The sequence below is a fragment of the Demequina muriae genome, from assembly GCF_030418295.1.
GTDB classification, from domain to species: domain Bacteria; phylum Actinomycetota; class Actinomycetes; order Actinomycetales; family Demequinaceae; genus Demequina; species Demequina muriae.
Window position 1 is genome coordinate 2,543,001 of record NZ_JAUHQA010000001.1, and the last position, 12,238, is coordinate 2,555,238.

14 protein-coding genes are annotated in these 12,238 nt (G+C 70.0%); all 14 read left to right on the top strand.

The genetic code is table 11. The annotated features are described in order from the left end of the window. Positions 1 to 14: 14 nt before the first annotated feature. Entirely contained in the window at positions 15 to 728 is a 714-nt protein-coding gene (gene pgsA / locus QQX02_RS11995; RefSeq protein WP_301143358.1) for a phosphatidylinositol phosphate synthase, read from the top strand. Next, positions 725 to 1,612 carry a phosphatidylinositol mannoside acyltransferase gene (locus tag QQX02_RS12000; protein ID WP_301143361.1) on the top strand — a complete coding sequence of 296 codons (888 nt, stop codon included), beginning with the start codon at positions 725 to 727 and terminating at the stop codon, positions 1,610 to 1,612. Before pgsA ends, QQX02_RS12000 begins: the two co-directional genes overlap by 4 nt. Continuing rightward, positions 1,609 to 2,760, top strand: a complete 1,152-nt coding sequence (locus QQX02_RS12005; protein ID WP_301143363.1) for a glycosyltransferase family 4 protein — start codon at positions 1,609 to 1,611, stop codon at positions 2,758 to 2,760. The genes QQX02_RS12000 and QQX02_RS12005 overlap by 4 nt, the downstream gene beginning before the upstream one ends. Next, positions 2,757 to 3,665, top strand: a complete 909-nt coding sequence (pdxS, locus tag QQX02_RS12010) for a pyridoxal 5'-phosphate synthase lyase subunit PdxS (RefSeq protein ID WP_301143367.1) — start codon at positions 2,757 to 2,759, stop codon at positions 3,663 to 3,665. The genes QQX02_RS12005 and pdxS overlap by 4 nt, the downstream gene beginning before the upstream one ends. A 19-nt stretch (positions 3,666 to 3,684) precedes the next feature. Next, entirely contained in the window at positions 3,685 to 4,266 is a 582-nt protein-coding gene (locus QQX02_RS12015) for an NUDIX hydrolase (RefSeq protein WP_301143370.1), read from the top strand. Further along, positions 4,263 to 4,847 (top strand): pyridoxal 5'-phosphate synthase glutaminase subunit PdxT, encoded by a 585-nt coding sequence (pdxT, locus tag QQX02_RS12020; RefSeq protein ID WP_301143372.1) that lies wholly within the window; start codon positions 4,263 to 4,265, stop codon positions 4,845 to 4,847. The genes QQX02_RS12015 and pdxT overlap by 4 nt, the downstream gene beginning before the upstream one ends. A gap of 88 nt (positions 4,848 to 4,935) precedes the next feature. Beyond that, positions 4,936 to 5,556, top strand: coding sequence for a winged helix-turn-helix domain-containing protein (locus QQX02_RS12025; RefSeq protein WP_301143373.1), 621 nt, complete (start codon positions 4,936 to 4,938; stop codon positions 5,554 to 5,556). After that, positions 5,553 to 5,927, top strand: coding sequence for a hypothetical protein (locus tag QQX02_RS12030; RefSeq protein ID WP_301143375.1), 375 nt, complete (start codon positions 5,553 to 5,555; stop codon positions 5,925 to 5,927). Before QQX02_RS12025 ends, QQX02_RS12030 begins: the two co-directional genes overlap by 4 nt. A 65-nt stretch (positions 5,928 to 5,992) precedes the next feature. Beyond that, a complete protein-coding gene (locus QQX02_RS12035; protein ID WP_301143376.1) occupies positions 5,993 to 6,751 on the top strand; it encodes a YebC/PmpR family DNA-binding transcriptional regulator in 759 nt (252 codons plus the stop codon). An 18-nt stretch (positions 6,752 to 6,769) separates the two neighbouring features. Next, a complete protein-coding gene (gene ruvC / locus QQX02_RS12040; protein ID WP_301143377.1) occupies positions 6,770 to 7,324 on the top strand; it encodes a crossover junction endodeoxyribonuclease RuvC in 555 nt (184 codons plus the stop codon). 92 nt (positions 7,325 to 7,416) lie between these two features. Further along, entirely contained in the window at positions 7,417 to 8,007 is a 591-nt protein-coding gene (gene ruvA, locus QQX02_RS12045; RefSeq protein ID WP_301143378.1) for a Holliday junction branch migration protein RuvA, read from the top strand. A 37-nt stretch (positions 8,008 to 8,044) separates the two neighbouring features. Continuing rightward, positions 8,045 to 9,091 (top strand): Holliday junction branch migration DNA helicase RuvB, encoded by a 1,047-nt coding sequence (ruvB, locus tag QQX02_RS12050; protein WP_301143745.1) that lies wholly within the window; start codon positions 8,045 to 8,047, stop codon positions 9,089 to 9,091. A gap of 66 nt (positions 9,092 to 9,157) precedes the next feature. Continuing rightward, positions 9,158 to 11,083 carry a protein translocase subunit SecD gene (secD, locus tag QQX02_RS12055; protein ID WP_301143379.1) on the top strand — a complete coding sequence of 642 codons (1,926 nt, stop codon included), beginning with the start codon at positions 9,158 to 9,160 and terminating at the stop codon, positions 11,081 to 11,083. Continuing rightward, positions 11,080 to 12,165, top strand: coding sequence for a protein translocase subunit SecF (gene secF / locus QQX02_RS12060; RefSeq protein WP_301143380.1), 1,086 nt, complete (start codon positions 11,080 to 11,082; stop codon positions 12,163 to 12,165). The genes secD and secF overlap by 4 nt, the downstream gene beginning before the upstream one ends. Positions 12,166 to 12,238 lie beyond the last annotated feature (73 nt).

Below are 12,238 nucleotides of genomic sequence, written 5' to 3' on the forward strand. Positions count from 1 at the left end.
CCGGGAGGTCACACATGTTCGGCAAGCTGCGGCCGCTGATGGCCGCGATCTGGCAGGCACCCGCGAAGGCGCTGCTGCGCATGGGGGTGCACCCCAACGCGGTGACCATCGCGGGCACGATCGGCGTGGTCACCGGGGCGATCGTCCTCCTGCCCCGCGGCGGCATGGCGCTGTTCTGGGGCGTCCTCGTCATCACGTTCTTCGTCGTGACCGACATGCTCGACGGCACGATGGCCCGGCTCTCCGGCAAGACGTCGAGGCTTGGCGCGTACCTGGACTCGACGCTCGACCGCGTGGCCGATGCGGCGATCTTCGGAGCGCTCGTGTGGGGGTTCCGCGAGGACTCGGCTCCTACGGCGCTGGCAGCGCTGCTGTGCCTGACGATCGGATCCTTCGTGCCCTACGCCAGGGCCAAGGCGGAGTCGCTCGGCGTCGAGGCGTCGGGAGGCATCGCCGAGCGGTCGGATCGCCTCGTCATCACCCTGACGGCGACGGCCCTCGTGGGCCTGGGGCTGCCGGTCGCCGTCCTGACGTGGACGCTGTTCCTGCTGGCGGCGGCCGCGGCGTTCACGGTGGGCCAGCGCACGATGGCCGTGGTGCGCGCCAACCGCGAGGACCTGCGCGACCACCAGGATCACCACCGCGACTCACTCGACTACGGTGACCACCCGGAGCACCACCCCGGTGAGCCCGCCACGGACAGCACGGACCGCGACGCGGATCGATGACCGCGTTCCTCACCGCCTGGCGTGTGTCAGGAAAGCTGCCCATCGAGGCCACCCGGGCCGTCGCATCGGCCGTCTCGTGGTGGGCGTGGGCGACCCATGCCAAGCCTGCCGCGAGGCTCGAGGACAACCTTCACCGCGTCACCGGGCTCGAGGGGCGCGAGCTGCGCCGGCTGTCGCGGCGGGGCATGGCGTCCGCCGCACGCTACTACTCCGAGGTGCTCGAGCTCGGTCGCCTGACCGAGAGCCAGATCGACGCCCGCGCCCGCACGGAGAACTTCGAGGACGTGCGTGAGCTGTTGGAGGGCGATGCGCCTGCGGTGGCGGTGCTGTCGCACTGCGGCAACTGGGACATGGTGGGGGCCTGGGCCTCGCGCAACCTGACGCCGATCACGGCGGTCGCGGAGGTCCTCGAGCCGCGTGAGGTCTTCGACGAGTTCGTGGCGATGCGTGAGCGGGTGGGCATTCGCGTGCTCGGCCACGAGGGCGGGTCCACGTTCCGCCGTCTCATCGAGCTGGGACGCGGGGACCGTGGACTGATCTGCCTGCTCTCTGACCGTGACATCTCGGGCCGCGGCGTCGAGGTCGAGATGTGGGGTGCGCCTGTGAAGGTCGCTCCGGGTCCCGCCGCCGTCGCATCGGCGGCTCGCATCTCGGTGATGCCGGTGATGCTGCACTACGAGCGCTTGCGTGGAGAGCGCCGACGCGCGGCGAAGTCCCGGTGGGGCGTGGTGATGACCTTCGGGCCCGTCATCGATCCCGCGGACTATCCCAAGGAGACCCGCGTGGCCGACGTGAGCCAGGCGTGGGCGAGCTGGATGGCGGATCGGATCGCCGAGCGCCCCGAGGACTGGCACATGCTTCAGCGGTTCGGGTGGCAGTCATGAGAATCGGCATCGTGTGCCCCTATTCGTTCGACCGTCCCGGCGGCGTCCAGCTGCATGTCATGGACCTCGCGGAGGCGCTGTTCGCTCGCGGGCACCAGGTCTCGGTGCTGGCTCCTGCCGCCCCTGGCACCACGGTGCCCGGGTATGTGACGACGGCCGGGCGGTCGCTGCCGGTGCGCTACAACGGCTCGACCGCGCGGATCACCTTCGGCATGGCCGCCGCGATGCGCGTGCGCAAGTGGCTGCGAGAGGGGCAGTTCGACATCGTGCACTTGCATGAGCCGGGCACCATGTCGCTGTCGGTGATCGCGATGTGGGCGCGCCTCGGTCCCACGGTCGCGACCTTTCACACGTCCAACGACCACTCGCGCATCATGCGCATCGCGAAGCCGTTCATCAAGCCCGGATATGAAGAGCTCGACGCGCGCATCGCCGTGTCGCCGTCGGCGGACCGCACCGTGAAGGAGCACTTGGGGGTGGCGGCGACGCACATCATCCCGAACGGCGTGGACACCGCTGCCTACACTGACGCCACTCCGGTCAAGGAGTGGCGCGGCACCAAGAACGCGCCCACGATCGGCATCCTGGGCCGCATGGACGAGTCCCGGAAGGGCCTCGACGAGTTCCTCGCCGCGATTCCGCATGTGCGCCGTCGGTATCCGCGGGCACGGTTCCTCGTGGCGGGGCGGTTCTCGGACCGGATCGCCGCGCGCGCCGCGCGCGGCGGCGCCGAGGTGGTCGGCGAGCTCGATGAAGGCATGAAGGCACGCTTCATGTCCTCCGTCGACGTCTACTGCGCCCCCAACCTCGGCGGCGAGAGCTTTGGAATCGTGCTCGTGGAGGCGATGGCGGCGGGCGCGGCAGTGGTCGCCAGCGATCTGGTCGCGTTCCGCGACGTCGCGACGGACTCCGAGGGAGAGGCCTGCGTGGCGATGCACACCGTGGGCGACTCGGTTGAGCTGGCGGCGCGGGTGAACGCTCTGCTCGGCGATCCTGAGGCGCGCAAGGAGCTCGCAACCAGGGGCAGAGCGCGTGCTGGCACCTTCGACTGGCGCCAGGTCGCTCCCCGGATCGAAGAGACCTACCGCGACGCGATTAGAATGGACGCGGAATTCCATCCCCAGCCAGCGAAGGACACCACCGCATGAGCGAGACCGCCGACGTCACCACCCCCCAGGTAGGAACCGACCTGGTCAAGAGGGGCATGGCCGAGATGCTCAAGGGCGGCGTGATCATGGACGTCGTCACGCCCGAGCAGGCGAAGATCGCCGAGGACGCCGGAGCAGTGGCCGTCATGGCGCTCGAGCGCGTGCCGGCGGACATCCGGGCGCAGGGCGGAGTGGCCCGCATGAGCGATCCCGACCTGGTCCAGGGCATCATCGACGCCGTCTCGATCCCCGTGATGGCCAAGGCCCGCATCGGGCACTTCGTCGAGGCGCAGGTGCTGCAGTCGCTCGGGGTCGACTACGTCGACGAGTCCGAGGTGCTGACGCCTGCTGACTACACCCACCACATCGACAAGTGGAACTTCACGGTGCCGTTCGTCTGCGGTGCCACGAACCTGGGCGAGGCGCTGCGTCGCATCTCCGAGGGGGCCGCGATGATCCGCTCCAAGGGCGAGGCAGGAACCGGCGACGTGTCCAACGCCACCACCCACATGCGCCAGATCCGTGCCGAGATCAAGGCGCTGGCGTCACTGCCGAAGGACGAGCTCTACGTGGCTGCCAAGGAGCTGCAGGCGCCGTTGCCGCTGGTCCAGGAGATCGCGGCCACCGGCAAGCTCCCCGTGGTGCTCTTCACCGCTGGCGGCATCGCCACCCCGGCGGACGCCGCGATGATGATGCAGCTGGGCGCCGAGGGAGTCTTCGTCGGCTCGGGAATCTTCAAGTCGGGCAACCCGTCCGAGCGCGCCAAGGCCATCGTCAAGGCGACCACCTTCTTCGATGACCCTGCGGTCATCGCGGAGGTCTCGCGTGGTCTGGGCGACGCGATGGTGGGCATCAACGTCGAGGACGAGCCCGAGCCGCACCGGCTCGCCGAGCGCGGCTGGTAGTCCCGCGCCCGGACCCTCCGTGACCGACGCCCCGCAGCCGCCTGACCTTGCCAGCCCCGTGCTGGCGCGTCCGGCTGCGGGAGCATCGGCCGGGGACCGCATCGCGCGCCGTGGCGCGCGGGTGCTGCTGCTGGACGAGTCGAACCGCGCTTCGCCCCGCGTGCTGATGGTCCGCGGTCACGATCCCCACGAGGAGGGTCGGTCGTTCTGGTTCACCCCGGGAGGCGGGCTCGAGGGGGCCGAGTCGATGCGCGCGGCCGCGGTGCGCGAGCTTGCCGAGGAGACCGGCTGGGTGCTGGAGGAGCACGAGCTCACCGGGCCCGTGTGGCGACGCACGGCGATGTTCGACTTCGCGTCGCGGCCGTACGTGCAGTACGAGGAGATCTTCGTGGCACGCCTGGTGGATGCAGAACAGCGGCAGCGGACGGCGGAGGAGTGGACTGAGGTCGAGCGGGAGACCATCGACGCGGTCCAGTGGATGACGGCGGCCGAGCTGCGGGACGCGCCCATCGAGGTGTTCCCGGCGCAGCTGAGAGGCGACTGGGACGCCTTCCTCGCCTGGGATGGCGACACGATCGACTTGGGAGAGGTTGACGAATGACCACCGTGGGAGTGCTCGCGCTGCAAGGCGATGTCCGAGAGCATCAGGCGATGCTCGAGGGCCTTGGCGTCGACGTGATCCGGGTGCGCCGGCTCGCCGAACTGACCGCCGTGGACGGCCTTGTGATTCCTGGGGGAGAGTCGACCACGATCGACAAGCTGCTGCGGGCGTTCGACCTGCGCGACGCTCTCGTCGAGCGCATCGCCGCCGGACTGCCGGTGCTCGGATCGTGTGCCGGGATGGTCCTGCTCGCACGGGACCTCCGTGACGGCATCGAGGGCCAGCAGACCCTGGGCGCGATCCCCATGACCGTGCGGCGAAACGCCTTCGGACGCCAGGTCGACTCCGCGGAGGTGGACCTGGTGTGGGAGCCGGACGGCAGTCCCATGCACGCCACCTTCATCCGTGCGCCGTGGGTGGAGTCGTACGACGACGGCGTCGAGGTGCTCGCCACGGCCACGGGGCCCGACGGCGAACGTCACCCGGTCGCGGTGAGGCACGGCGCGGCCATCGCGACGTCGTTCCATCCGGAGATCTCCGCGGACACCCGCGTGCACGAACTGCTGCTGTCGCAGGTGTGAGCGCGGGGCGCCAGGCATCGCCCGCAGCGCACCTCTTGTTCCAGCCTCAGGGCTTGATGTTCATGCATCAAGGCTCTATCCTTGAGGCATGTTCGTCGTCACCGCCGATCAGCGCGGCAGCACCCGCAAGGGCGACCGAGTCGAGTCGCTCATGAGCGAGCTGCGCCCGTGGATGGAGCGGTGGGACGCAGACGTGGCGCTGCCGCTCGAGCGCACGGTGGGCGACGAGGTGCAGATCGTGCTGACCGGGCCCGCGGCCGCCGTGGACCTCGCGCTGCACCTCATGCGAGTCGGCGACTGGTCCGTCGGGGTGGGCGCAGGTCCCGTCAACGAGCCGTGGGGAGAGAGCGCGCGTGCCAGTTCCGGCGCGGCCTTCGTCCATGCGCGGCAGGCCGTCGAGCGCGCCCGCGGGCGTTCGGAGCCCGTGCCCGTGGTCGCTGCGGGTGAGGACGCCGATGCGGCAGAGAGCGCCACAGCGGTGCTGCAGCTGCTGGCATCGGTCGTGCGCCGCCGTTCCGACGCGGGCTGGGAGGTGGCAGACCTGCTGGGCCCCGACGCCACCCAGCGCGAGGTCGCGACACGCCTGGGAATCTCCGAGCAGGCGGTGAGCCAGCGCGTGACCTCTGCCATGCTCGATGAGGAGCGCCGCGCGCGGCCGGTCGCTGCCGACCTGCTCGTGAGCGCAGAATCGAAGGGAGCCCGCCCATGAGTGTCGTCGCCGACGTGGGGATCGTGGTCGGGGCGCTCGTCGCCGCCGCTGCGCTCGGCTCACCGCTGGTCGCGTGGCTGCTGAGGCGTGTCGAGCCCGAGGCCGAGACCCCGGGCCTGCTGCGTGGGGGCATGTGGATCGGAGTGCTCGAGCGCCTCGCGATCGCGGGGGCGGTCATGGCGGGTCACCCCGAAGCGGTCGCGGTCGTCATCGCCGTCAAGGGCCTCGGGCGCTACCCGGAGCTGCGCGATGCCGAGCCGGGCCTGCGCGGCGAGACGGCCGAGCGATTCATCATCGGCACGCTTGCGAGCTTCGTGTGGGCGGCGGCGTGCGGCGCCGCGGGGGCGGCTGCTGTCGCGGCGCTGTCCTGACCGCGGGGGAGTGACGCTCTAGACTGGCGGGCAGTCCAATACCTGAATCCGTTGAGGAGCATCACGTGTCCGGCCACTCCAAATGGGCAACCACCAAGCACAAGAAGGCGGTTGTCGACGCCAAGCGCGGCAAGCTGTTCGCCAAGCTCATCAAGAACATCGAGGTCGCGGCCCGATCGGGTGGCGCGGACATGGCCGGCAACCCCACGCTCTTCGACGCGGTCCAGAAGGCCAAGAAGTCGTCGGTGCCGAACGACAACATCGATCGGGCGCTCAAGCGAGGAGCGGGCCTCGAGGCCGGCGGCAGCGAGTACGAGACCATCATGTACGAGGGATACGGCCCCAACGGCGTCGCGATGCTGATCGAGTGCCTGACCGACAACCGCAACCGCGCCGCGATGGAGGTGCGCACCGCGCTGACCCGCAACAACGGCACCCTCGCGGATCCCAACTCCGTGGCGTACCTGTTCACCCGCAAGGGACAGATCATCGTGTCGAAGGATTCGGGCGTCACCGAGGACGACCTCATGCTCGCCGCGCTCGACGCGGGCGCCGAGGAGATCGAGGACCACGGCGAGGTCTTCGAGGTCACCTCGGAGGCGACCGACGTGGTGGCCGTGCGCACCGCGCTGCAAGAGGCCGACATCGACTACGACTCCGCCGAGGCCACGTGGGTCCCGTCGGTCAAGATCGAGCTCGACGTGGACGGCGCCAAGAAGATGCTGCGCCTGATCGACGCTCTCGAAGACTGCGACGACGTCCAGAACGTGTTCGCGAACATGGACGCCTCCGACGAGGTGCTGGAGGCGGCGGCCGCCGAGTAGCGGCAGCTCGCCGACCTGATGCGCATTCTCGGCGTCGACCCCGGCCTCACCCGTTGCGGCCTGGGCGTGATCGACGCAGCGGGAGCGCGGCAGGTGCGCCTGGTGCACGTGGAGGCGGCCACCTCTCCCGCAGGGGATCCCGTCCCCGCACGGCTCGCGCGCCTGGCCGATGCGCTCGAGGCCGTCCTGGACCAGCACAGGCCCGATGCGGTCGCGCTGGAGCGGGTGTTTGCGCAAGCCAACGTCCGCACCGTGATGGGCACTGCCCAGGTCTCCGGCGTGGTGATGCTCGCCGCCGAGCGGCGTGGATTGCCGGTGGCGCTCTACACGCCGTCGGAGGTGAAGGCCGCCGTGACCGGGGACGGCCGCGCTGCGAAGCCGCAGGTGGGCTACATGGTCGCCAGAGTGCTCGGGCTCGCGGAGCCCCCTCGCCCGGCCGATGCGGCAGACGCCCTGGCGATCGCCATCACCCACGCCTGGAAGGGCGGTGCGGCACCGGCAGGTTCCGCCGCGACGACGTCCGCGCAGCGCCGATGGGCAGAGGCCGAGCGGGCGTCACGACGTCGTGGGTGAGGTGCGGCGAGTCGTGTCCGGCGGCGGCGCCGCGTCCCGTAGCGTGTTCGTACACATGTTCGAAAGGAGTCCCGCGTGAGAGGTGATGCGCTGTGATCTCACAGCTCGCAGGCACGGTGCTGTCCGTGCGCGCCTCGACCGCGGTGGTCGAAGTCGGCGGCGTCGGCCTCCTCGTGCACTCCACGCCCGCGACGCTGGCCGAGCTGCGTGCTCACCAGGAGGCGCGGTTCTTCACGCAGCTCGTGGTGCGCGAGGAATCGCTCACTCTGTTCGGCTTCACGGCGGAGTCGGAGCGCGACACGTTCGAGGCGCTCCAGTCCGTCCAGGGTGTCGGTCCCCGGCTCGCCCTGGCGATGCTGGCGGTGCATTCGCCCGAGTCCCTCTCCCAAGCCGTGGCCAATGGCGACCGCAAGGCGCTCGAACAGGTGCCCGGCATCGGCGCGAAGGTCGCCGCGCGGCTGCTGCTCGAGCTGGGCGGCAAGCTGTCGCTTCCGGAGTCCTCGGCGACTCCCACGACGCCCGATGCGCGCGACCAGGTGGAGGAAGCGCTGGTCGCCCTCGGCTGGAATCAGAAGGCGGCCGCCAAGGCCGTCGAGAACGTGGCCCCGAAGCCGATCGTCGACGCGGACGTGCCGACCACGCTGAAGGCGGCACTGAAGGCGATGGGCGGCGCCCGTGCCTGACGACCGGGAGCGCGACGAGATCGAGTCCGTGACCGACATGGAGTCATTCGAGGCGAGCGTGGTGGACTCCGACGCCGACGCGATCGAGCGGTCGAACGAGGCCGCGCTGCGGCCCACCAGCCTCGACGAGTTCGTCGGCCAGCGCACCGTGCGCGACCAGCTCTCGCTCGTGCTCCGTGCCGCCGTGAGCCGCGGCGCCACGGCGGATCACGTCCTGCTGTCGGGCCCGCCCGGGCTGGGCAAGACCACGCTCGCGATGATCGTCGCGGGGGAGATGGGCGCGACGCTGCGCGTGAGCTCCGGTCCGGCCATTCAGCATGCCGGCGATCTGGCGGCGATCCTCAGCTCGCTCGACGAGGGCGACGTGCTGTTCCTCGATGAGATTCATCGCCTGGCGCGTCCCGCAGAGGAGATGCTGTACCTCGCGATGGAGGACTTCCGCGTCGACGTCGTGGTGGGCAAGGGAGCAGGGGCCACCTCGATCCCGCTCAGCCTGCCGCCCTTCACGATCGTCGGCGCGACCACCAGAGCGGGGCTGCTGCCCGCGCCGTTGCGCGACCGGTTCGGCTTCACCGCCCACCTGGACTTCTACTCCGATGACGAGCTGCACAGCATCGTGGGCCGCTCGGCGGGCAAGCTCGGCTTCGAGATCTCCGGTGATGCCGCAGCCGAGATCGCGTCGCGCTCCCGCGGGACGCCGCGCATCGCGAACCGGCTGCTGCGCCGTGTCCGAGACTGGGCACAGGTCCACGGGAGCGGCACCGGCGACCTCGCGGCGGCGCAGCAGGCGCTGATCGTCTACGAAGTGGACGAGCGCGGCCTCGACCGGCTCGACCGCGCGGTCCTGCGCGCGCTGTGCACGCGGTTCGGCGGCGGACCGGTGGGGCTATCGACGCTCGCCGTGTCGGTGGGCGAGGAGTCCGAGACGGTCGAGACGGTCGCGGAGCCGTTCCTGGTGCGCGAGGGGCTCATGAGCCGTTCTCCTCGCGGAAGGATCGCGACGGCCGATGGATGGGCGCACCTGGGTCTCGAGCCTCCGGCGGGCGCGCTTCCCGGCGCCCCTGGTGGACGCCTCTTCGACTGAGCGCGGTTCGACGCGCCCCCGTTTCACCCCTAGAATCGCCAGGGCTCTCATGAGCACCAAAAAATCGTGAGGAATTCTGTGTCGAAAGTCACCAAGAGCGCGCGCAAGTCGCTGATCTGGCTCGGAGCGATCGTTGTCGCGATCTTCGGGCTGCTCTCCGCCGGCGTCCTGTCAGGCAACGCTTCGTGGACCCCGGGCCTCGCGCTCGACCTCGCGGGCGGTCGCCAGATCATTCTGACGCCGGTCCTCGAAGAGGGCTCGAGCCAAGAGATCGAGCAGACTGACCTCGAGCAGGCCGTCGAGGTGATCCGCGCCCGCGTGGACGGCTCCGGCGTCGCCGAGGCGGAGATCACCACTCAGGGAAGCAACATCGTCGTCGCGCTTCCAGGAAACCCGCCGCAGTCGACCATCGACCTCGTGTCACAGGCCGCACAGCTGCAGTTCCGTCCCGTGCTCGTGGTGGGCGACCCCGGCGTCTCGACCCCGATCCCCGACCCGAGCGCAGACCCCAGCGCCGAGCCGACGACTGAGCCCAGTGCTGACGCCACTGCCGGCGCATCGGCCGAGCCCAGCGCTGAGCCGTCGCCGTCCGCATCGGAAGCCGCTAACGTGATCACCGGCACCGAGACGGTGACCGAGACCGGCGCATCGGCCACTCCCGCCCCTGAGGCGACCGCGGAGCCGACCGCCGCCCCCACCACGGCCCCCGGCGATGAAGCGGCCGAGCCCGAGGACCCGTCATCCTTCGCGTGGCTCGACGAGACCCTGCTCGAGGAGTTCGAGTCGCTCAACTGCCTCGACCCCGAGAACCTCGGCGGCCGGTCGATGGGCGACCCCGACGTCGGCTATGCAGCGTGCGCCGAGTTCGGCCTCGCCAAGCTCGCGATGGGTCCGGTCGAGATCGAGGGCGACGACCTGGAGACCGCGACCAGCGGCCCCGAGACCTCGCAGACCGGCACCCTCACGGGTCGCTACGAGGTCCGCCTCCAGTTCGACAACGAGGGCGCCACCAAGTTCGGGGACGTCACCACGCGCCTGCTCAACCTGGAGGAGCCGCGCAACCAGTTCGCGATCGTCCTCGACGGCGTCGTGATCTCCTACCCGGTGGTGAACAATCGCATCACCAACGGCGAGGCGTCGATCACGGGTGACTTCACTCAGGAGCAGGCTGAGCAGCTCGCGAACCAGCTCCGTTTCGGCGCACTGCCGCTCAGCCTCGAGGTGCAGTCGAACCAGCAGATCTCCGCGACCCTGGGAGCCGATCAGCTCGAGAAGGGCCTGATCGCCGGAATGATCGGCCTGTTCCTGGTCTTCCTGTACTCGCTGTTCCAGTACCGCGCGCTCGGACTGGTGACCATCGCCTCGCTGGTCATCGTCGGAGCCACGACCTTCGGCGTCATCTCGTTGCTGTCGTGGGGACTCGGCTATCGCCTGTCGCTCGCCGGCGTCGCGGGTCTGATCATCGCGATCGGTGTGACCGCGGACTCGTTCATCGTGTACTTCGAGCGCATTCGCGACGAGCTGCGCGAGGGCCGGTCCCTGCAGTCCGCCGTCGACCACGCGTGGCGCCGTGCGCGCCGCACCATCCTGGCGTCGGACGCGGTCTCGCTGCTCGCAGCGGTGACGCTGTACGCGCTGGCCGTGGGCGGTGTCCGAGGGTTCGCCTTCACGCTGGGTCTCACGACGCTGCTCGACGTGCTCGTGGTGTTCCTGTTCACCCACCCGTTGATGGTGCTCCTCGCGCGCACCAAGTTCTTCAGTGAGGGCCACCGCTGGTCCGGGCTGGATCCGCGCCAACTCGGCCGGGAGACGCTCTACAAGGGGCGTGGTCGCGTCCGCACCGGCGCCGCCGCACCTGTGAGCGCCGATGGCCTCACGCTCGCGGAGCGCAAGGCGGCGGCACGGCGGGGCGAGGCCGCCACGCCCGATGCGCCAGCGTCCAATGCTGTTCAGTCGCCTCTGGGCACCGAGCCGAAGGGGGACTCACGATGAGCGCCAACCTCGCCACCTGGGGCAACAAGCTCCACTCGGGGGAGAAGACCTACCCGATCGTCCAGCACCGCGGGCGGTTCTTCATCGCGTCGGCGATCCTGATGCTCGCGGCGCTCGGCCTGCTCGTGGGCAAGGGCCTCAACCCCGGCATCGACTTCACCGGGGGCACTCAGTACGTGCTCGCCAACGTCTCCGACACGGACTCCGGTCCCGCCGAAGAGGCGATCGCAGCGATCGACCCCGCCCAGGAGCCTCGCATCAGCGTGCTCGGTGAGAACGATCTGCGCGTGCAGCTGGGCGTGCTGGAGGACGCCGACCAGCAGGCGCTCGGCGACGCGCTGTCCGAGGCGTACGGAGTTCCGCTGGAGGACATCAGCTTCGACCAGATCGGCCCCACCTGGGGTGCGGAGGTGGGCGCCAAGGCGCTGCAGGCGCTGGTGATCTTCCTGCTGCTGGTGTTCACCGTCATCACGCTGTACTTCCGCGCATGGCGCATGGCGGCCGCGGCCATCATCGCGCTGCTGCACGACCTGCTCTTCACCGTGGGCATCTACGCCCTCGTGGGCTTCGAGGTGACGCCCGCATCAGTCATCGGCTTCCTGACGATCCTGGGCTACTCGCTCTACGACACCGTCGTGGTGTTCGACAAGGTCAAGGAGAACACTCAGGACCTGACGGCGCAGAGCCGCTACACGTACGCGGAGCTGGCGAACCTCGCGGTCAACCAGACCCTGGTGCGCTCGATCAACACGTCGATCGTCGCGCTCCTGCCCGTGGGCTCGATCCTGTTCATCGGATCGTTCCTGCTGGGCGCGGGAACGCTGAGCGACATCGCGCTGGCGCTGTTCGTCGGCATGGCCGTCGGCACGTACTCGTCGGTGTTCGTCGCGACTCCGCTCGAGGTGGCGCTGCGCCGCCGCGAGTCGCGGATCCAGGAGCACACCGCCAAGGTCCTGGCGCTGCGCGAGTCCGGCGAGGCCGATGTCGTGGTGCACGAGGACGGAACGGTGCGCGTCGGCGCACTCCAGCCGGGCGAGCACCGCGGCACCAAGGCGCAGCCCCGTCGCAAAGGACGCCACTGAGCGCCTCGCGCCGCCAGTAGACTTGAGCCTCCACCCCGGCGCGGCCAGCCACCGCGAATCGTGAAGGAGGCCT